Here is a 19,413-nt window from a genome sequence, read left to right as displayed (position 1 = left end):
TGTTCTGTCCGGTTAGCGTGATGGGGGATTGAAGACGGGGCCGTTCGGCTTGATGCGGATGCCGGGACGCAAGCGAGTCCAGGACAGGGATGCGGTGTCGGCCGGCATCGCGCCGGGCGCGGCGCAGATCATCAGCTTTGCCGCGATCGGCTCGAAATCGGCGCGGAAATGCACCGAGCTCTTGTTGACCAAAATCTTCTGCGCGGTCGGTTCGATGCCGACATAGCGGTACATCGCCTGGTCGGCGAGCTGGGCCTTGTGCGAGGAGACGACCACGCGGACGTCGCCGATGCGAAGGCAGGCGGACAGGCCCATCTCCATCTCGCGGCCGCCATAATAGGGGCCGGGTGCGATGAAGCGGCCATCGGAGAGGTTTTCGACAACGAAGGTCTCGGTATAAGGCTCGTCGCCGGGAACGCCGGACTTGCCGCCGAGCGACAGCGTCACGCTGGCGCCGACACCGGCTGTATGCGCAGCCTTGGCCGATTCCGGATCGTAGATCACGCCGGTCGCGGCGCTGGCTCTGTTGCGCACCAGCGCGCGCAGCATGCCCATCGTGTCGGAATCGCCGCCGGCACCGGGATTGTCCTGGGTGTCGGCGATGATGATCGGCTTGCTCGAGCCCTTCGCGAGTTCCATGGCATGGCGTACGCCTTCGTCAGGTGACCAGATCTTGCCGTCGAAATCGTCCTCATGGCATTCGATAAGCTTCACGATCGCATCCGCCGCGCGGTCGGCATCCGCTTGCGTCTTGCCATAGGCGAACACGCTCGGACCGCAATCGCGGAAATCGGCGGCGGGAAAACCGGGGGCGAAGGACAGCGTCGGCACGGCGCCGTTTTCCAGGGTGGCGAGCTTCTCGTAGATGCCTTTGGTGGGCTGGTCACTGGTGCATTGCCAGCTGATCGGGATCAGGAACGGCACTTGCCGGAACGCTTTTGCGAAGCGCTGCTTCGTGTTCAGAAGCAGGGCGAGATGTTTTGCGCAGGCGCGTCCGGTCTCGGCCATGTCGACATGCGGATAGGTGCGGTAGGCGATCAGCGCGTCCGCATATTCCATCATTTCCGGCGTGACATTGGCGTGGAGGTCGAGGCTCGCGACCAGCGGTACATCCTTGCCGATGACGCGGCGCACCCGCGCCAGAATCTCGCCTTCGCCGTCGTCGAGATGCTCGGTTACCATCGCGCCGTGCAGGTCGAGAAAGACCGCGTCGAGCGGGCCGGCGGCTGCGATGCCGTCGACCATCACCTTCACGATCCGCTCGAAGGCATCCTTGGTGACATGCGCCGACGGGCTCGCGCCGCAGGCGATCGTCGGAATGAGTTCCCAGCCATTGGCTTCGGCGCTGTCGACGAAACCGGCGAGGCCGACATTGATGCGCCGCATCACCTTCAGCACGTCGGCGCCTTCTGTCATCGCCGGCCAACCGCCGCCATGCTGGAAGTCAGCGAAGGTCGCCTTGGTCGGCGCAAAAGTGTTGGTCTCGTGCAGAAAGCCGCCGACGGCGATACGTGTCATCAATTCAGTCCCACGCAAATGATGCGCGCGACGTTACCCGCCTTTGCGGCAAGAGCAAGCGAGGCAGACAATCGTGCCGCGCATGGCCTCAAGCTGTTTTGGGAATGCTTGCCACAATCACCGTCATTGCGAGCGCAGCGAAGCAATCCAGAGTCGCTCCGCAGAGACGGTCTGGATTTGCTTTCCTGCGCTCGCAGTGACGAAGGGAAAGGGCTATGCGCTTGCCGCCAAACCTTCCGCCACCGGCCGGAAGTTCGCAAAATCCCAGCCTCGGCCCGGAGCAGCCTCGAGCAAGGCCCTAGTGTACGCCTCCTTCGGATGGGTCAGCACTTCGGCGGCCGGCCCCTGCTCGACGACGCGGCCGTGCTGCATCACCACGACCTCGTCGCAGATTTGCGCTGCGACGCGCAGATCGTGGGTGATGAACAGGATCGCGATGCCGAGCCGCTTCTGGATCTCGTCAAAGAGTTCCAGCACCTGCGCCTGCACGGAGACGTCAAGTGCCGAGACCGCTTCGTCCGCGACTAGCACGTCGGGATCGAGTGCGAGCGCGCGAGCAATGGCGATGCGCTGGCGCTGGCCGCCGGAGAACTGGTGGGGATAGCGCGACACCGCGTCCGCGGGCAGGCCGACGAGCTCGAGCAGTTCGCGGGCGCGCTTCATGGCATCGGCGTGCGAGACGCCATAGTTGATCGGGCCTTCCGCGATGCTTTCGCCGACGGTGACGCGCGGGTTGAGCGAGCGGTAGGGATCCTGAAACACGATCTGGATCTTCTTCCGGTGCGGCTGCAGCAGGCGGCGCGAGATGTCGGAGATCTCGCGGCCGGCAAGGCGTACGCCGCCGGAGGTCGGGTCGATCAGGCGGACGATGCAGCGCGCCACCGTCGACTTGCCCGAGCCGCTTTCGCCGACGATGCCGAGCGTGCGGCCCTTGCGCAGGGTGAGGGTGACCTTGTCGGCGGCGACGACCTCGCGGCCTTTGCCGAAGAACGCGCGCTCGCGATAGACCTTGCCGAGATCGTTGGCCTCCAGCACCACCGGTTCCTTGGTCTCCTCGCGTGGAGAGCGCGGCACCAGGCTCGGCACCGCGGCGAGCAGGTTGCGGGTGTACTCCATGGTCGGATTGCGCAGGATGGAATCGAGCGTGCCGGTCTCGACCAGCCGGCCCTGCCGCATCACCGCGACGCGGTCGGCGATCTCGGCCACCACGCCCATGTCATGGGTGATGAACAACACCGCGGTGCCGTGATCGCGCTGGAGGTCGCGGATCAGGGTCAGGATCTGCTTCTGGGTGGTGACGTCGAGCGCGGTGGTCGGCTCGTCGGCGATCAAAAGTTTTGGCTCCAGCACCAGCGCCATCGCGATCATGATGCGCTGGCGCTGGCCGCCCGAGAGGCGGTGCGGGTAGGAGGCGAAGATGCGCTCGACCTGGGGCAGGCGCACCTGCTCCATCATGTCGAGGATGCGCTTCTTACGCGCTTTCGCGTCGAGATCGGTGTGGGCCCGCAAGACCTCGTCGATCTGGCGGCCGACCGGCACCACCGGATTGAGAGCGGTCATCGGCTCCTGGAAGATCATCGCCATCTGCGTGGCGCGCAGCTGCCGCAGCCGGCGGTCGGTGGCGGTGAGCAACTCCTCGCCGACCAGCTTGACGCTGCCGGCGGTCGGAACCAGCGTGCCCTTAGGCAACAGGCCCATCGTGGTGAGCGATGTCACCGACTTGCCCGAGCCGCTTTCGCCGACCAGGCACAGCGTCTCGCGCTCGTGGACCTGGATCGAGATGCCGTCGAGGATGCTCGCACCCTTCGGCTTCCTGCCGATGGAAACGACGAGGTTGTTGATGTCGAGGATAGGGTTGGTCATCAGGTCACTCCGTCGTCATTGCGAGGAGCCCGCGACAAAATTGCAAAGCAATTTTGCGCTGTAGCGACGAAGCAATCCAGAAATCTGTCCGCGGAGGCAGACTGGATTGCTTCGCTTCGTTCACAATGACGGAACAAGGGGCACGGCCAGCGAGACAAATCACTTCCCCTCCCGCTGCTTCATGCGGGGATCAAGGGCGTCGCGGGCGGCATCGCCGATCAGGTTGATGCTGAGGATCGCGATCGACAGCAACAGGCCCGGCCAGAAGATCAGCGTCGGCTTGAGCTGGAAGTACTGGCGACCCTCGGCCATGATGTTGCCCCAGGTCGGCGTCTCCGGCGAGATGCCGGCGCCGAGGAAGGAGAGGATGGCCTCGGTGAGGATCGCGGACGCGCAGACGTAGCTGCCCTGCACGATCAGGGGCGCGATCGTGTTCGGCATCAAATGCCGCCACATAATCTTCGGCAGGGACGAGCCGACCGAGATCGCCGCTTCAACGTAGGGCTCCTCGCGCGCCGACAGCACGACCGAGCGCACCAGGCGGGCCACGCGCGGAACTTCGGGGATCGTGATCGCGATCATCACGGTCCAGATGCTGGCGCCGGACAGCGACACCACGGCGATCGCCAGCAGAATGCTCGGCATCGCCATCAGGCCGTCCATGACGCGCATCATGACGGCATCGACCAGCTTGAAGAAGCCGGAGACGAGGCCGATCGCCAGGCCGATGACGATCGCCATGACCGCCGAGCCGATGCCGATCAGGAGCGAGATGCGGCCGCCATACATGACACGCGACAGGAGGTCCCGGCCATAGGCGTCGGTACCGAGCAGGAATTGCGCGGAGGAGGGTTTCAACCGCTGCGACGGCGCAAGCTGGATCGGATCGTGCGGCGCGATCAGCGGTGCCAGGATCGAGACCAGCACGATCAGCGCGAGGCAGACCGTTGCCGCCGCGATGATCGGCGTTGAGGTGAGGAATCCGAAGCGCGGCCGCAGCGGCGACGTGATCGGAATGGACGACTGGGGAAGGGTATCGACCGACATTTTTGTCCTTGGTTGTCCTTGCCTCAGTACCGGATCCGCGGATCCAGCAGGGTGTAGGCGACGTCGATCAGGAGATTGACGACGACGTAGATCAGCGACGTCAGCAAGATCATCGCCTGGATCACCGGGTAATCGCGCGCCAGCACCGCATCCACCGTGAGGCGGCCGATGCCGGGGATATTGAACACGCTCTCGGTGACGACGACGCCGGAGATCAGAAGCGCAAAGCCGGTGCCGATCACGGTGATCACGGGCACGGCGGCGTTGCGCAGCGCGTGCCGCATCATCACGGCGACTTCGTTGATGCCCTTGGCGCGCGCGGTGCGAACATAATCCTCGCCGAGGACATCGAGCATCGCAGCGCGCGTCATGCGCGCGATCAGCGCGATATAGATGAAGGACAGCGCGCATGTGGGCAGGACGATGCGCTCGAAGAACGGCCCAAAGCCGTTCGAGATGCTGCGGAAGCCCTGCACCGGCACCCAGCGCAGATCGATGGCGAAGACTTCGATCAGGACGTAGCCGACCACGAACACCGGGACCGAGAAGCCGAGCACGGACAGCCCCATCACGCAGCGGTCGATCCAGGTGCCGTGTTTCCAGGCTGCGATCACCCCCAGGGGAACGGCGACGACGACGGCGAGGATGATGGTTGACAGCGCGATTGAGATCGACGGCTCGACGCGCTGACCGATCATTTTCATGACCGGCAGATTGGAGATCAGCGAAGTCCCGAGATCACCGTGCAGGAGCTTGCCCACCCAGGTGACGAATTGCACGATCAGGGGATCGTTGAGGCCGAGCGAGGTGCGGATGCGCTCCAGCCGCTCCGGGGTCGCGTTGTCGCCGGCGAGGATGGCAGCGGGATCGCCGGGAGTGAGGCGGAGCAGGAGGAAGACGAACAGAGCGACCACGCCCATCACGGGCACGGCGGCGAAAATTCGGCGAAGGAGATATCCGAGCAAGTTGGATCCGTCAGATTAGAGTCAATCGGCGGCAGCGGTCATTGCCTCTTCTGCCATCAGCCTAACATTTCAGCAATTCCCGTGCCATTGGGGCCACAGGTTTTGCAGTGCGGCTAGTCGCTTTGGGGGCGGCTCATTCAGCCATTCCCGAGGTAGATGCGGTCGCATTGCCTCGGATGATGACCTTGGTTACTCCAGCGTCGCCAGCAACCCCGCCATCAGGCGGCCGCGTTCGGCCAGGCTGTCGACCTCGATATACTCCTCGAGCGTGTGGACATTGCCTCCGCGCACGCCCAGGCCGTCGAGAGTCGGGATGCCCATCGCCCCCGTGAAATTGCCGTCTGAGCCGCCGCCGGCGCTTGCATGCGGCAGTTCCGCGCCGAGGGACTTGGCGATATCGCGGGCTTTTTCGTAGAGCGCCATGGTGCCGGCATTCGGTTCCCAAACCGGTCGTGTCACGCCGCGGGTGACCTTGAAGCTGACATCATTGGTTGTGCCCGACAGCGCCAGCATCGTCTCGACGCCGCGGTCGAGATCGGCCTGGCGCTTGGCCATTGAAAGGGCTTCGCCGGTAGCGGTCGTGGCAACGCAATTGACCCATTGTCCACCGTGCACGACACCGACCGAGAACGTGCAGTCCTCGCTCGTCATCGCATCGATGACGAGGGTCTGCCGCGCCATCTCGCGGATGGCCGAGCGTCCCGCCGACAGCGTCGCGCCGGCGTGGCTCGGCCATCCGGTTGCCTCGAGATTGAAGCGGGCGATCGCATAGCGTCCCGTGGTGACGCCGTTATCGGCGCGGCCGGGCTCGGGCACCAGCACGTATTTGTTGCGCGCGGCTTCCGCCTCGATGATGTCGCGCGTCGAGGGCGTGCCGACTTCCTCGTCCGGCGTGAACAGCACGGTAACCGGCAGCGGCGTCGTGAAGGCAGCGCGTGCCAGCTGCCGGATCGCTTCCAGCGAGAGATAATTACCGCCCTTCATGTCGTAGATGCCGGGGCCGTAGCACCTGCCGCCCTCGCGCCGCCATTTCAGCTTCTCGATCGTGCCGACCGGGTGGACGGTATCCATGTGCCCCGCAATCAGGATGCCCGGCTCGCCCTGCTTCGGATGCGGGAAACGCGCGCGGACGACACCGCCAAAACCCTGACGGCCGGCGATGCGCTCGATCGTCGCACCCATGACCGCCATATCCCGCGCTGCGAGATCGAGCATGCGGTTCACGGCGTCGGCGTCCCAGGTCGGGCTTTCGCATTCCACCCAGCTGCGCAGGCCCTCGAGCATTGCCTCGGAATCAAAGGGAAGATTGGCTGGATTCATCTGGGTCTCTTCGGCTTAGAACGATGGATTTGCGCGTGCAGCGCGCGATGGGGGAAGGATCGGCGGACAACGTTGTAGAGTGAAAGCGATCATTGTGGAGCCCGTGCGCGCGCCCCCATGGGCATGCACTGAATGCGGATTGACGGGCTCGATGCTCTCTGCAAGTCTCGAAAAGATAAAGGCATTGCATGAGGTTAGTTCGCCTAAAGAACGATCCGATTGCTCAACCAATAACCTGCCTTTGACCAGTTTCACGTCAGGAGAAACTTCAATGTTCCAACTCATGCGCCGGGGGCGTCGCGCGTTCGCCTCCAAACTTGCGCTGTCGGTCGTCGCGCTTTCGACGGCACTGGCCTCGCCCGTGCTTGCGGCCGGCAAGACCATCACGGCGGTGATGCATTCGGATCTGCGCATCATCGATCCGATCTTCACCACGGCCTACATCACGCGTGACCACGGCTACATGGTTTACGACACGTTGATCGCGACTGATTCGAATTTCAAGATCCAGCCGCAGATGGCGGACTGGAAGATCTCCGACGACAAGCTCACCTACACCTTTACGCTGCGCGATGGCCTGAAGTGGCATGACGGCGCGCCGGTGACGGCGGAGGATTGCGTCGCCTCGCTGAAGCGCTGGGGTGCGGTCGACGGCATGGGCCAGAAGCTGATGGACTTCACCGCGAGCATCGAGGCGACCGACGCCAAGACCATCACGCTGAAGCTGAAGGAGCCCTACAGCCTGGTGCTCGAGTCGATCGGCAAGCCATCCTCGCGCGTTGCCTTCATGATGCCGAAGCGCCTCGCGGAGACGCCGCCGGACAAGCAGATCCCCGAACAGATCGGCTCCGGCCCCTTCAAGTTCGTGCAGTCGGAATTCCAGCCCGGTGTGAAGGCGGTCTATGTCAAGAACACCGACTATGTCCCGCGCAAGGAGCCGTCGAGCTGGACCTCCGGCGGCAAGGTGGTGAAGGTCGACCGTGTCGAATGGATCACCATGCCGGACTCGCAGACCGCAGTGAACGCGCTGCAGTCGGGCGACATCGATTTCATGGAAAATCTGCCGTACGACATGCTTCCGGTGCTGGAGGCGAACAAGGAGCTCACGCTCGAGGTCTCGAACAAGTTCGGATTCCAGACGCTCGGGCGAATGAACTTCCTCTATCCGCCGTTCGATAACGTCAAGGTGCGCCGCGCTGCCTTGCTGGCGATGAACCAGAAGGACGTTCTCGACGCGCTCGTCGGCAACCCCAAATATCAGAAGATCTGCGGCGCGTTCTTCGTGTGCGACACACCGTTTGCGAGCGACGCCGGCTCCGAGAGCCTGATCAAGGGCAGTGGCATGGCGGAAGCCAAGAAGCTGCTCGCCGAGTCCGGCTATGACGGCACGCCGGTGGTGGTCATGGCTCCGGGCGATGTCACTACGCTGAAGGCGCAGCCGATCGTCGCGGCCCAGCTCTTGCGCGAAGCCGGCTTCAAGGTGGACCTGCAGGCAACCGACTGGCAGACGGTGGTGAGCCGTCGCGCCAGCCAGAAACCGCCGAAGGAGGGCGGCTGGAACATGTTCTTCACTAACTGGGTCGCGGCCGACGTGTCCAATCCGATCGCCAATCTCTCGATCGGCGGCCAGGGCAAGAAGGGCGGCTGGTTCGGCTGGGCGGAAGACGCCAAAATCGAGCAGCTCAAGGACGCCTTCGTGCGCGCGCCCTCGCTCGACGAGCAGAAGAAGATCGCGACCGAGATCCAAAAGGAAGCTTATGAGCAAGTGATCTACGTTCCGCTCGGCCAGTATCTTCTGCCGAGCGGCTGGCGCAAGTCGCTCACCGGCTTGCTTGACGGCCCGGCAACCCCGGTGTTCTGGAACGTCGACAAGAGCGAGTGAGGCGAGGGCGCGTCCCGCGCCCTTCGTCCCGATCAGGACACGGCGCCGCTGTCAGCAGCGGCGCCGTTTTCGTTTGCTCCTCGCTTCGGCAAAAGGCCTGGAGCCTTGAAGACTTCCAGTATCCAATCATTGCTATTTGTTTCCATTCTGAAATAGATGTGCCGTCTCCTCGCATCACTTTCCCTTCCTCCATTTGATTCCCGTGCCGATCGATTTTGCATTTCAGGCGATGGCCGAACGGTCCGATCGCGCGCCGGCGCGATGGCGCCGACCTTTTCTCGGTTGGCTCGACGCGGTCGAGGCGGGCTGGGCCGTGCCGCTGCTGCTGGCCTGCTTCGTTGCGCTCTGGACCCTCTATCTGGTCATCGCCTATGCCGGCGGCGGCCTGCATCCCGATACGCTCGAGGGCTGGACGCTGGGGCGGAATTTCGCCTGGGGCGATTACAAGCATCCGCCGCTGACGGGATGGGTCACGGCGGCGTGGACTTTCGTCTTCCCGCTCAGCGACTGGTCGCTGCAGCTGATGGCGATGACGAATGCGGGGCTCGGCCTGTTTTTCGTCGACCTGATCTCGCGGCAATTCGCAAGAGGGCACAAGCGCATCCTGGTCCTGCTGCTGCTGATGCTGACGCCGGCCTATCAATTCCACGCCCAGCGTTTCAACGCCAATGCGGTGCTGCTCGCAACCTGGCCGCTGGCGACTTATTGCTTCCTGCGCGCGTTCGAGACCCGCAATGCGTTCTGGGCGGTCGCGGTGGGATTCACTACGGCGCTGGCGATGGTCGGCAAGTATTATTCGATCTTTCTCGTCGCGAGCTTCGCGTTTGCCGCGCTGGCGCATCCGGCGCGGCGCGCCTATTTCACGTCCGCTTCGCCGTGGATATCCGTCGTCGTCGGGCCCGCGGCGCTGTCGCCGCACATCTGGTGGCTCGCGACCACCGGCGCGTCGACCTTCACTTATGCGCTGGCCCACGCCAACGGCAATGCCGCCAGCTCTCTCGGCGAGGTGAGGAATTTCCTGCTGGGGCTGGCGGCAGCGATGAGCGTATCGGCCGTGGTCTGGTTTTTCGTCGCCGGGATGCGCCTAAGGCAGATTCCGGCCGATTTCGCCGCGATGAGTCCCGCCTTGCGGCTTCTCTTGTACGTTGCGATCGGCACGATCGTGCTGCCGGTCCTGACATCGCTGGCATTGGGCACGGATCTGCCGTCGCTTTGGGCGTTGCAGGGGCTGTTCCTGTTCATCGTGCTCGTCGTCTGCGGCACGCGCTACCCGATCGAGCGCTTCTATACCGTCAATGTCACCGTCATCACTGCACTCGTTGCGCTCGCTGCCGTCTTGATCGCCGCGCCGATCCACGCCGTCTACCGCAACACGAGCGGCTATGAAGAGGGGCGAAACCTCTACGCACAGGCGGCGAACGAACTCACCCGCCAGTGGCACGAGCTGACCGGCGAACCGCTCAGCGTCGTCAGCGGCGACGATTCGCTGGCCTTCGCGGCGGCGTTCTACAGCCCGGACCATCCGCACTACGCGCGGGCCTTCGATTATCCATACATTTGGGGATCGCCGCACAAGGCGACTGACCGCGGCTGGGCCGCGCTCTGTTTTCGCGGCCAGGACTATTGCAATCAGTGGATGGAATGGGTGTCCGGGCAGGCCAGCCACGTTGTCAGGCGTGAATTCACCGTGCAGGCGAGGCTGTGGGGCCGGCCTGGCCTCACACGGGAGGTGGTCGTGATGATGGTGCCACCGCGCGCCAACTCCGCAATGCCCGAGAGCGCCGCCGACGATTTCAGCGCCAGCAAGCGCGCGCCGGAGTAGCGGCTGCGCTTAGCAGTGGCCGCCGCGCACCTGTTCGAGCCCCTCGCTTGCGAACGGCAGATGCGGCTCGGCAGGAGTCGAATCCGACGACGGGCTTTGCTTCGTCTCCCGCTGATCCCGGGCGTGTTGGTCTTCGCGGTGTTCCGGTTCCATTGCGGCCCTCTCGAATTGCTGCAGTACAACATCAAGGGCGCAAGGAAGTTCCTCACGCGATCGGGCGATGATGCGGCTTGAACAGCCGTCCCTTCTCCACCACCAGCACGATCGCGAGCGCTGCGAGCGTCGAGAGGAAGAAGCCGGCCGAGAACGGCAGCAGCGTGCCGTCAAAGCTCTGGCCGATGGCCATGCCGACGACAATGCCGATCAGCGTCGTGATCGAACCGTAGAGCGAGGAGGCGGTGCCGGCGATATGGCCCTGCGGCTCCATCGCGAGCGCGGTGAAGTTGGCGACCATCATGCCGAACGAGAACATCATCAGGGCCGAGAGCGCCATGAACAAGGCAAGCGGCAGCGCGCCCAGGCTTTCCGTCAGCAGCATCACGCCCGCCACGGCGGTGTAGAGCATCAATGCACCGTGCGAGATCACGCGCATGCCGAGCCGTCCGACCAGTTTTGCGTTCAGGAAGCCGGCGATGGCGGTGCCGGCGGCGATCGCGGCAAAGGCGAGGGGGAAATAGTGCCCGAGATGGTAGATGCCGGTGAAGACCTGCTGGGCTGAGAACACATAGGCGAACAGCGCGCCCATGACGCTGCCGGCGGCGGTGGCGTAGCCGATGGTCTGGCGGTTGGTCACGGTCTGGCGGAAGGCCGCGAGCACGTCGGCGGGCGCGAGCGACCTGCGCTCCGATTCGGGCAGCGTCTCCGGCAACCGCCACACGCTCCACGCCAGCGCGAGCAGCCCGTAGAGCATCAGCACGACGAAGATGCCGCGCCATTGCGTCACCAGCAGCACCGCCTGTCCGAACGAGGGCGCGATCACGGGTACCGCGATGAACACCATCATGGCGAGCGACATCACGCTGGCCATGCGGCGCCCGACATAGCAATCGCGCACCATGGAGGTTGCGATCACGCGCGTCGCCGAGGTGCCGAGCCCCTGCAGCGCCCGCGCCAGCAGCAATGTTTCGAACGAGGGTGCGGCGACCGCCAGCACGCTCGCCACCGCATAGACCGCCATGCCGCCCAGCAGCACTGGGCGCCGGCCGAAGCGGTCGGACAGCGGGCCCATGACGAACTGGCCCACGCCGAAGCCGATCAGGAAGGTCGACAATACGAGCTGGAGATGGTTGGCGTTGGGAATCTTGAATGCGGCCCCGATATTGGGCAGCGCCGGCAGCATCATGTCCATGGCGAGCGGATTCAGCGCCATGATCGACGCCACCACGATGACGAATTCGGGAAAGCCCATCGGGCGGTGTCCCGAGGACACCCAACTGTCGGCGTTAACGTCGGACAAGGAAGCTCACCTCTGATTTCGGAGGCTTGTCTACCCCTCATGCTGCGATGCACAACCCTTGTTTCGAGATGGCTGTCAGGCGGGGCGGGGACGGACAAGAATTGGTGAGGGCGCCGCAGATTCGGCGGATGGGAGCGCCTTGGCTGCCGGCCCGAAACCAGCGATTTACCATGTGCGTCCAAAGATCGGCGCCCCGGCAGCGTCTATCGACACGGCAGGATGAAATGAAAACCCATCCTGTTCACTGTGGTGGCCGATCGATGAGGCGCAGCGTTGGCGGCGCTGAGGGAAGCCCAGGCAAAGGTATCTATTTGTGTCCGACGTGACCGGAACAGCACGATGGTTGGGGCCGTCGGCCGACATGGCTGAGCAGCGGGGCGTTTGGCTTGTCCGCCTGATCGTGCTGGTGGCGCTGCTGGTGCTCGGCAATCTCGTCAACGACGCCAGGCTCGACATGAAGTATGGCTGGGATGTTCGCGTCAATTGCGCGGCAGTCGATGCCCATGTCGGCGGGCTCGATCCCTACTTCGTCAAGAATCTGAAGGGCACCAAGCTTTCCTATCCCTATCTGCCGGTGACGTTGGATGCCTTCCGCCCCCTTTGCGCGGGCGGCTTTCTCGTCGGTCATTACAGAGGACTCTATCTCGGTCTCGCCATCCTCTGCGGCCTGCTGCTGCCTGGTCTCGGCCGGACGCGCAATCTGCCTGACGTCGCACTCAGGATTCTCTGGGTGCTCGGCGCATTTGTCGGCTTCGAGTGGGTTGTGGCCTCGGGGAATTTCGCGATCCTGAGTGGTGCGCTGACCGCCGTCGCGCTTGCGCTGCTGCTTCGCCCCGCCGCACCTGCGGCGCGCGATGGTCGCGATGACCTATTTCGCGTCATAGGGGCTGCATTGCTCGGGCTCGTCCTTTCGCTCAAGCTGGTGTTCTGCCCGGTGCTGGCCGCGCTCTATTTCCTGCCGCTGCCGCGTCGGCGGAAACTCGTGCTGATCATCGTGGGTGCCGTCGGCTTCGCGCTCCCGATCCTGTTCTCGATCGCCTTCTATCCACAGCTATCATCGAGCTGGTTGCTCGCGATCACGGGAGAGATTCCCGACCAGCATTCGGTCCAGCTTGACGAAATCAATCCGTCGCTGCTGCTGCTGGCCCGAAGCGTCATGGACTGCGCCGGCCTGGCCGATAGCAAGGCGATCGTGTTCGCCGTCTATGCGTTGGCAGCGTCCACGCTGGTGTTGGCGCCGCTCGGCTGGTCGATGCTGCGCACGATCGGCAATGGTGAGGGATCGCTGCCGGCGCGCTTCGACCGCTGGCTGATCGATCATCCGCATGCAGCCATGCGCTTCAGCGTGCTTGCGATGTACGGACTTTATCTCTGTTCGCCGCGCCTCAAGGAATATGCCTTTCTCGAATTGGCGGTCTACGCCGCCGTCCTGATCGTCGATCTTCCGGCCGCGACGCTTGCAGCCGTGCTGAGCATCGGCGTCGCCATCCCGACTGTTGTCTCGCTCACGGGGGAGACGATCGAGGGCAGTTTCATTCAGATCGCGGTCGCGCTCGCCTGCTTCTGGATCATGCTGTTGGCGCGATCGGCGCCGTCAGTTCAGGTGGTGCGGGCAGCCGGGGTCGAACCGGCACAGCGCTTGCGCACCGAGGGATTTTAAGTCCCTTGCGTCTACCAATTCCGCCATGCCCGCTTGATCCAACGAGATCAACGACTTAAGTCCCGTTTCGGCCGCTTTGGTGGCGGAAGCCGGACGGGTTGTCTCTTCCTTAAGCGAGCCGCCCGCGCAAGGCAAAGCCTCAATCCGGACATCTCGGCTTGCTTTAGGCAATCTCAATCTACGGGGACTACCAATCCGACATGCCTGTCTCGTTTCTCCACCAAACTCGCCTTGCGCGTGTGCTGCTTCCGCTGCTGGGACTCTGCGCGGTGCTTGGCGGCTGCGCGGGTATCACCGAGACCATCAGCCCGGCCTTCGTCGATCCGGCCCGCTATGACCTCTGGGAGTGCAAGCAACTCGCGCCCGAGCGGAAAACCCTCATCAAGCGCCGTGATGAGCTGGAGCGGCTGATGGCCAAGGCCGAAACCGGGGCAGGCGGTGCGGTCGTGTCGGAGCTCGCCTATCGCAACGACTACCTCGCCGTGCGCGGACAGCAAAAGTTGCTGGAAGAGACCTGGCGGAGGGACCGATGCCGCGAGAGCGACATGGAGGCAGCCAATCCGCCGGCTCAGCCGACACCTGTGGCTGCACCGGCAGGCGCGGCCAAGCCGTCGAAGCTGCTGGGCTCGAAATCCGGCGACGCCATCCACTGACGATGACGATCGCTGCTAATCGCACCGCGCTTCAGGCCCGCCAGCCGTAGATCCAGTCCTGCCGCGCCAGCATGCGCTCCGGCCCGAGCGAGCGGATCGCAAGGTCGCGCGCGAGCGCAAGCGGACCGCTCAAATGATAGATGCGGCCCTGCTGCCGTGCCGTTCGCTGCACGCGCCGCACGCGCGTCTGGCGCGCCCGGCCATACTGTTTCAACGCTGCGGCGATGCTGCTTGCGCTTTCGGCTGTCTCAAAGCTCAAGTGCCTGGCGAGCACGGCGGCATCCTCGATCGCCATGCCGGCCCCCTGGGCGGCGAAGGGCAGCATCGCGTGCACGGCGTCGCCGAGCAGCGCCACCTGGCCTTTGCTCCAGGGGCAGCCCTCGGGCACGCCGAACAGCGCCCATTTGCGCCAGCTGTCGACCGCGGCGAGCATCATCCGCGCCGGTGGCGGCCAGCGCGGCGCGGCAAAGGCGTCCATCACCTCGAAGGGATCGCCCGGCGTGCTCCAGCCCGGCCTGTTCCACGTGCCCGGCAGCACCGCCACCACATTGAGTTGGCGCCCGCCCGCGATCGGATAAGCGACCAGGTGGGCGTTTGGCCCCATCCAGAGCTGCACCCGGCGCGCGGTGTAGTCCTTCGGCAATTGCGTGGCATCGATCGTGCCGCGCCAGGCGATCAGTCCGGAGAACCGCGGCTGCACCTCGGGAAACAGATGCTGGCGTACCGTCGACCAGATGCCATCGGCGCCGATCAGCGCGCTCGCGAGATCACTGCGGCGTATCGTGCCGCTGCGATGGACAACCGTCAGTCCCTTGGCGTGAGACGCGACATCCTCGAACGTCGCGCCGAGCTTCAACTCGATGTCGGGATGGTCGGAGACCGCGCCGGCCAGCGCCGCTTGCAGGTCGGCACGATGCACCACCCAATAGGGGGCTCTGGCCCGCGCCGAGGCCGCTTCGCCAAGCGGCATGCGCAGCAATTCGCCGCCGGCCCGCGCGCTCATGATGCTGACCGCCTCGGGGGTCACCGCACGGAGCCTGAGGCGCTCGGTCAGGCCGAGCTCGACCAGGACACGGCTGGCATTGGGGGAGAGTTGCAGACCCGCGCCGACTTCTTCGAGGTGCTCGGCTTTTTCCAGCACCACGACACGAAAGCCGCGGGCCGCAAGCGCCAGCGCGGCCGTCAGGCCTCCGATTCCGGCACCGGCGATGACGATTGTTCTGGAGAGCGCCACCCCTGGTTGAAGCGACCGTCAGGCCACCTTGTCCTTCAGGACGCATTCCGGCGGACGCGCCTCGCCGGGCTTCAGGTCCGCGGCAAAGCGGTACAGCGTCGAGCAGTAGGGGCAGATGATCTCGTTGTCGTTGCCGAGGTCGAGGAACACGTGCGGATGATCGAACGGAGGATTGGCGCCCACGCACATGAATTCTTGCGAACCGATCTCGATGACGGGAACACCGGCATCGTTATGGAAGTGCGGGACGACATGGTCGGACATCGTAACTCATCCTGGAGTGGCAATGGTAGCGAACACAATCAACAACTGACGCGGCATCTTTAAGGCGCCGCGGACCATACTGGCGAGGGTGGGTGATTGCTAGTCCAGCGGAACCGAAAGGTTCGCAATGCCCCATGCTCATTTGCTCTTGCAAATTCGACACAATCTTGCGGCCTGAGAGAAGCCCTTCTTTCGTCGGGGACGTTGTGTCGCAATTTTGGCATACTATGTCTGCGCACGAGGGCAATTGCGGCAAAAAACCAACCATCAGGCAGACGTCCAGGCTTTCAGCATGAAGTGGCTGCGAATCAGCACAGCGTTGAGCGGGATTGCGGCATGCGGCTTCGTGCTCGCGCAGGTAGCGCCGCATGCCCACGAGGCCGGCGCGATCTTCGCCGCCCAGGACGATCCGGCCACGCTGTCCGAGCTCAAGCTCGATACGGTTCTGCGACAGAACGAGCGGTTGATTCAGGACAACATCGAGGCTGCGCTCGCATCGGGCGATGCCGATCTCGCGAACAGTTTCGTCGTGCTCGCGCGCGAGCGCAATATCGCGCTTGCCGATGACATCCTCACGCGCGTGAGTGACGCGGTCAAAGAGGAAAATTCGACCTCGTATTTCGCCAGGCGATTCGCTACCGGCCTCGTCACCGGCAGCGCGGACGATGTCGCAAGCCTGTCCGGAACCGTCGCCGGCGATCTCTTCGTGATCGGCGACATCAGGGACGTCGTTCGCGAGGGCAAGCATCTCGCCATGGGCGAGGACACCGACCGTCTCGTTCTCGGGCTCGCGGCCGTGGGGCTTGCGGTGACGGCGGCAACCTACGTGTCCGTCGGCGGCGCGGCGCCGGTTCGCGCCGGGCTGACGCTGGTCAAGGATGCCCGGAAGGTCGGGCGGCTCGGCGAGGGGCTGGCCAAGTGGGCCGGCCGGTCTGCGCGCGAGGTGGTCGATACGCCGATGCTTCAGAACGCGGTTGCCTCTGGTTCGGTGCTACGTCCAAGCGAGACCGCGCGCGCCATTAAGGCAGCATTCCGCGCCGAAAAGGTCGGCGCGCTGGTTCGACTCGGCAAGGACGTCACGCGCGTCGCCGAGAAGACCGGCACGCGCGGCGCCATGGACACGCTGCGTATCGCCGAAGCCCCGAAAGATGTCGCGCGTGCGGCGCGGCTTGCTGAAGCGCAGGGCGGCAAGACGCGCGCGATCATGAAGCTGCTCGGTCGCGGTGCGCTGCTGCTCGTGGGCGGCGCGTTCGATCTCGCGCTCTGGCTGTTCGGCGCCGCATTGACGCTGTTTGGCCTTCTGTCCTCGATCAAGACGACCGCCGAGCGCCTGACCCAGTCCTGGTGCGATCGCAGACGAGCGCGGCGGCTTCGCCGGGCGCGGATCGCCGCCGAAGTCGATCCGGCGCACGCGGCCCTCACAGCATGATCCGGAAAAGTGCCCAGCGGTTTTCCGAAAAGATCATGCTCAAACAATAACCACAACCTTCCCCTCAAGACCGCGGAACAAGTGATGCCGAGCTTTCACAACGGCGCCGTTGAAATTGCCTATCTCGACGAGGGCGAGGGCGACCCCATCATCCTGGTGCACGGCTTTGCCTCCAGCAAGAACGTGAACTGGGTCTATCCGACCTGGGTCTCCGAGCTGCGCAAGAACGGACGCCGCGTCATCGCGCTGGACAATCGCGGCCATGGCGAAAGCGCAAAGCTCTACGAGCCCGCGCAGTATTCGATCCCGACCATGGCCGGCGACGTGCTCGCGCTGATGGATCATCTCGCGATCCCGCAGGCCGACATCATGGGCTATTCGATGGGCGGGCGGATGACCGCGTGGCTCGGGCTCAACGAGCCGCAGCGCCTGCGCTCGGCGATCCTCGGCGGCATCGGCATTGGTGGCCTGATCGATGGGACCGGGCCGGGAGAGAACGTGGCGAAGGCGCTGGAAGCACCCTCGCTCGATGACGTCACCGATCCCATGGGCCGCACCTTCCGCGCCTTCGCCGATCAGACCCGTTCCGACCGCCGTGCGCTCGTCGCCTGCCTGCGCGGCACGCGCGACCTCATGACAACGGACGAAGCCGCGGGCATCGACGTGCCCGTGCTGATCGCGGTCGGCAGCACCGACGACGTCGCAGGCTCCGCCAGCGCACTCGGCGCACTCATCCCCGGCTCGCAAGTGCTTGAGATCCCCAACCGCGACCACATGCGTGCCGTCGGCGACAAGGTCTACAAGACCGGCGTGCTCGATTTCCTCTCACGCCGCGGCTGAGATGTCGTCCGCCGGCTCGTCGTCGCCTAAACGGCGTGTCAGCGCCGTCAGCACCACGAAGGTCGCAAGCCACACCATCCGCGCGCCGTAGCGGTCGTGCGGACCGGAGATGACGGCGCAGATGAAGGCATTGCCGAGCAGCGCCAAGGTGACGGTCGCCGCCAGCAGCGTCAGATCGTCGAGCCTGCGGTTCGCCAGAGAATGCGCGAGCAGCGCGACGAGCGCCAGCATCGAGACCAGCGCCACCGGAACGTGCAGCCAGTTGACGTCGTCGAAATTGACGGCCCAGTGCTGCTGGCGCGCCGCGCGCATCGGCGCGACCTGCGCCGGAATGTAGCGTTCGATGATGCCGTAGGTGTGCGGGATCCAGCCATTGGCGCCTTCACCGGTCGCGACATGGAGCAATTGCTGCCCGATCGCCCGCAGGGCGGCGCCGGCCTGCCAGGCCGGATAGTCGGCGAGCGAATGCACGACGATGTAGCTCATCTCGTCGTCCATTCCCTCGAACCGGCCGAGCGTGTTGAACATGCTCTTGCCCCACAGGAACTCGTCTGCGGTCGCCGGCAGTTCATTGCGATAGGGACAGAGCTTGAATCGTTCGCGCGGACAGTGATCGCTGAGGTAGCGTGCGACGATGCCGTCCTGCATCATGCGGCCGAAGGCGACGCCGTAGCCGCCGGGCGTCCAGGTCCATTGGCCCGACAGCGCGAAATTCGCCGACACCAGCATCAGGCTGCCCGCGACGATGGACAGGCTCGCCTGTGCCAACCCCGACAGCGGCAGCCGGCGTCCTACGAGCGGCCGCGCCATCCAGCCGGCGGCGCAGAGCCCGAGCAGCACGCCGAGCGTGGCGCTGTGGGTTGCGGCGGCAAAGGCGGTGAAGACGAACAGCGAGATCTTTTCCAGTGCCGAGATCCGATGTCCCCCGACGACCAGGAGAAACAGCGACAGCACCGACAGCCCTGCAAAGATGTCGGTGAGCAGCATGCTGGTAAGCCAGGGCAGGGCGGTCGACAGGATCAGGAGCAGGCTGATGGCGACGAAGCGGAAGGTCTGCATCAGGCCGAGCATGCGCAAGGTGAGCTGCAGCAGCCACAGCGTCGCCAGCGACTGGACGGCGAGGTTGATCCAGAAGCCGAAGCTTTCGCCATAGTGCAGATAGAGGCCGAACACGGTGGAGCGGCTGGGGACGAGATAGCCCTCGTACCAGCGCGCCAGATAGCCGCCGGTATCCCATTGAAGCAGGGGGTAGCCATTCCAGAACGCCGGCGCGAGCATGAAGAGGGGCAGGGCCAGCGCGGCCAGCCGCAGCCAGAACGAGCCCGCGGCGCGCGCGCGCAAACTTTCGGTGGTGGTGCTCAAAACGGCTCCGTCGTTCGGACCATGACTGCAATAAGGGTCCGGACGGAATTCACCAATAGTTTGACGCCGCCCGCCTTGAATTTGGCAGAACTCTGACC

16 protein-coding genes and 1 tRNA gene are annotated in these 19,413 nt (G+C 64.5%); 5 read left to right on the top strand and 12 right to left on the bottom strand.

The window, feature by feature from the left end; translation table 11 throughout:
• Positions 1–12: 12 nt before the first annotated feature.
• The 5 genes from IVA82_RS12785 to IVA82_RS12765 all read right to left on the bottom strand — a co-directional run bounded on the left by IVA82_RS12785 (position 13) and on the right by IVA82_RS12765 (position 6,713).
• On the bottom strand, positions 13–1,518 hold the full coding sequence (locus IVA82_RS12785; protein WP_247390904.1) for a M81 family metallopeptidase: 1,506 nt from the start codon (positions 1,516–1,518) through the stop codon (positions 13–15).
• Positions 1,519–1,731: 213 nt separating this feature from the next.
• Positions 1,732–3,381, bottom strand: coding sequence for an ABC transporter ATP-binding protein (locus IVA82_RS12780; protein WP_247390903.1), 1,650 nt, complete (start codon positions 3,379–3,381; stop codon positions 1,732–1,734).
• Positions 3,382–3,540: 159 nt separating this feature from the next.
• Positions 3,541–4,428, bottom strand: coding sequence for an ABC transporter permease (locus IVA82_RS12775; protein WP_247390901.1), 888 nt, complete (start codon positions 4,426–4,428; stop codon positions 3,541–3,543).
• A 23-nt stretch (positions 4,429–4,451) separates the two neighbouring features.
• Complete coding sequence (locus IVA82_RS12770) at positions 4,452–5,393, bottom strand: ABC transporter permease (protein WP_247390899.1); 942 nt, start codon at positions 5,391–5,393, stop codon at positions 4,452–4,454.
• 189 nt (positions 5,394–5,582) lie between these two features.
• Positions 5,583–6,713, bottom strand: coding sequence for a M20/M25/M40 family metallo-hydrolase (locus IVA82_RS12765; protein ID WP_247390897.1), 1,131 nt, complete (start codon positions 6,711–6,713; stop codon positions 5,583–5,585).
• A 271-nt stretch (positions 6,714–6,984) separates the two neighbouring features.
• On the opposite strand from IVA82_RS12765, the gene IVA82_RS12760 reads away from it, so the two are divergent.
• Together IVA82_RS12760 and IVA82_RS12755 are read left to right on the top strand one after the other, a co-directional pair.
• Complete coding sequence (locus IVA82_RS12760) at positions 6,985–8,595, top strand: ABC transporter substrate-binding protein (RefSeq protein WP_247390895.1); 1,611 nt, start codon at positions 6,985–6,987, stop codon at positions 8,593–8,595.
• A gap of 229 nt (positions 8,596–8,824) precedes the next feature.
• Complete coding sequence (locus IVA82_RS12755) at positions 8,825–10,417, top strand: glycosyltransferase family 39 protein (protein ID WP_247390893.1); 1,593 nt, start codon at positions 8,825–8,827, stop codon at positions 10,415–10,417.
• A gap of 205 nt (positions 10,418–10,622) precedes the next feature.
• Here IVA82_RS12755 and IVA82_RS12750 read toward each other — a convergent pair whose 3' ends face one another.
• From IVA82_RS12750 to IVA82_RS12735, 4 genes are all read right to left on the bottom strand, one after another.
• Positions 10,623–11,873, bottom strand: a complete 1,251-nt coding sequence (locus tag IVA82_RS12750; protein ID WP_247390892.1) for a multidrug effflux MFS transporter — start codon at positions 11,871–11,873, stop codon at positions 10,623–10,625.
• A gap of 307 nt (positions 11,874–12,180) precedes the next feature.
• Positions 12,181–12,501 carry a hypothetical protein gene (locus IVA82_RS12745; protein ID WP_247390890.1) on the bottom strand — a complete coding sequence of 107 codons (321 nt, stop codon included), beginning with the start codon at positions 12,499–12,501 and terminating at the stop codon, positions 12,181–12,183.
• A gap of 426 nt (positions 12,502–12,927) precedes the next feature.
• Positions 12,928–13,200: a hypothetical protein gene (locus IVA82_RS12740; RefSeq protein WP_247390888.1), complete on the bottom strand. Its 273-nt coding sequence runs from the start codon at positions 13,198–13,200 to the stop codon at positions 12,928–12,930.
• Between the two features lie 277 nt (positions 13,201–13,477).
• Positions 13,478–13,566: transfer RNA gene (locus IVA82_RS12735), tRNA-Leu, on the bottom strand.
• 206 nt (positions 13,567–13,772) lie between these two features.
• On the opposite strand from IVA82_RS12735, the gene IVA82_RS12730 reads away from it, so the two are divergent.
• A complete protein-coding gene (locus tag IVA82_RS12730) occupies positions 13,773–14,186 on the top strand; it encodes a twin-arginine translocation pathway signal (RefSeq protein ID WP_247390886.1) in 414 nt (137 codons plus the stop codon).
• A 31-nt stretch (positions 14,187–14,217) separates the two neighbouring features.
• Here the strand turns inward: IVA82_RS12730 and IVA82_RS12725 are convergent, their stop codons facing one another.
• The gene (locus IVA82_RS12725; RefSeq protein WP_247390884.1) at positions 14,218–15,420 is read right to left on the bottom strand and encodes an FAD-dependent monooxygenase; all 1,203 of its coding nucleotides are present in this window, start codon (positions 15,418–15,420) and stop codon (positions 14,218–14,220) included.
• Positions 15,421–15,438: 18 nt separating this feature from the next.
• Entirely contained in the window at positions 15,439–15,684 is a 246-nt protein-coding gene (locus IVA82_RS12720; RefSeq protein ID WP_008562814.1) for a zinc-finger domain-containing protein, read from the bottom strand.
• A gap of 292 nt (positions 15,685–15,976) precedes the next feature.
• On the opposite strand from IVA82_RS12720, the gene IVA82_RS12715 reads away from it, so the two are divergent.
• Positions 15,977–17,113 (top strand): hypothetical protein, encoded by a 1,137-nt coding sequence (locus IVA82_RS12715; RefSeq protein WP_247390882.1) that lies wholly within the window; start codon positions 15,977–15,979, stop codon positions 17,111–17,113.
• An 84-nt stretch (positions 17,114–17,197) separates the two neighbouring features.
• Positions 17,198–17,953 carry an alpha/beta hydrolase gene (locus IVA82_RS12710; protein WP_247390880.1) on the top strand — a complete coding sequence of 252 codons (756 nt, stop codon included), beginning with the start codon at positions 17,198–17,200 and terminating at the stop codon, positions 17,951–17,953.
• Here the strand turns inward: IVA82_RS12710 and IVA82_RS12705 are convergent.
• Positions 17,939–19,315, bottom strand: a complete 1,377-nt coding sequence (locus IVA82_RS12705; RefSeq protein WP_247493316.1) for a hypothetical protein — start codon at positions 19,313–19,315, stop codon at positions 17,939–17,941. The two genes, IVA82_RS12710 and IVA82_RS12705, sit on opposite strands and share 15 nt — an antisense overlap.
• Positions 19,316–19,413: the final 98 nt, after the last annotated feature.

Origin of the sequence: Bradyrhizobium sp. 142 (genome assembly GCF_023074015.1) — a bacterium.
In the GTDB taxonomy this organism is placed as follows: Bacteria; Pseudomonadota; Alphaproteobacteria; order Rhizobiales; family Xanthobacteraceae; genus Bradyrhizobium.
The sequence above is the reverse complement of the archived record's forward strand: the minus strand, read 5'-3'. Positions and strand labels throughout refer to the sequence as shown.

Bases quoted from the DNA above. Each gene is read 5' to 3' on its own strand.
- IVA82_RS12760 (WP_247390895.1), top strand. From the start codon at position 6,985: ATGTTCCAACTCATGCGCCGGGGGCGTCGCGCGTTCGCCTCCAAACTT.
- IVA82_RS12785 (WP_247390904.1), bottom strand. From the start codon at position 1,518: ATGACACGTATCGCCGTCGGCGGCTTTCTGCACGAGACCAACACTTTT.
- IVA82_RS12720 (WP_008562814.1), bottom strand. From the start codon at position 15,684: ATGTCCGACCATGTCGTCCCGCACTTCCATAACGATGCCGGTGTTCCC.
- IVA82_RS12740 (WP_247390888.1), bottom strand. From the start codon at position 13,200: ATGCGGATGATCGATCAGCCAGCGGTCGAAGCGCGCCGGCAGCGATCC.
- IVA82_RS12775 (WP_247390901.1), bottom strand. From the start codon at position 4,428: ATGTCGGTCGATACCCTTCCCCAGTCGTCCATTCCGATCACGTCGCCG.
- IVA82_RS12780 (WP_247390903.1), bottom strand. From the start codon at position 3,381: ATGACCAACCCTATCCTCGACATCAACAACCTCGTCGTTTCCATCGGC.
- IVA82_RS12755 (WP_247390893.1), top strand. From the start codon at position 8,825: ATGGCCGAACGGTCCGATCGCGCGCCGGCGCGATGGCGCCGACCTTTT.
- IVA82_RS12765 (WP_247390897.1), bottom strand. From the start codon at position 6,713: ATGAATCCAGCCAATCTTCCCTTTGATTCCGAGGCAATGCTCGAGGGC.
- IVA82_RS12715 (WP_247390882.1), top strand. From the start codon at position 15,977: ATGAAGTGGCTGCGAATCAGCACAGCGTTGAGCGGGATTGCGGCATGC.
- IVA82_RS12710 (WP_247390880.1), top strand. From the start codon at position 17,198: ATGCCGAGCTTTCACAACGGCGCCGTTGAAATTGCCTATCTCGACGAG.
- IVA82_RS12745 (WP_247390890.1), bottom strand. From the start codon at position 12,501: ATGACCGACGAGAAAGCCGCCCGCGCAAAGGGGGCGGAAGGCATCCAA.